Genomic DNA, 271 nt, shown 5'->3' with positions numbered 1-271 from the left:
GGTCAAGACCTTGCACATCCACGCGCAACTGGTTGATGTATTCCCCCGCCGCTTGCTCGTAGAGGGTGTGGAACAGCAAGCCCTGCTGCATCGGCGACAGTGGGTAGACATCATCGAGCTGACCGGCCGGCACCGGCAGCGCATCCAGTTGCGCCTGAGTCACCCGAGCCAGCGGGAAGTCCGAAGGCGTCGCTTGCGCAATGGGTAGCGTGCAGCAGTGTTCGATCAGCGCCTGCAATTCGCTGGCGTATTGATCGACCAAGTGCTGCAC

General features: G+C 61.6%; 1 protein-coding gene. It reads right to left on the bottom strand.

All coding sequences use genetic code 11. The annotated features are described in order from the left end of the window. Positions 1–271 (bottom strand): hypothetical protein (locus ACPYOM_RS22535; protein WP_481347670.1); only part of this gene is annotated, 271 nt, incomplete at both ends.

The organism is Monashia sp. HAY1-2A, assembly GCF_056755315.1.
The sequence above is the reverse complement of the archived record's forward strand: the minus strand, read 5'-3'. Positions and strand labels throughout refer to the sequence as shown.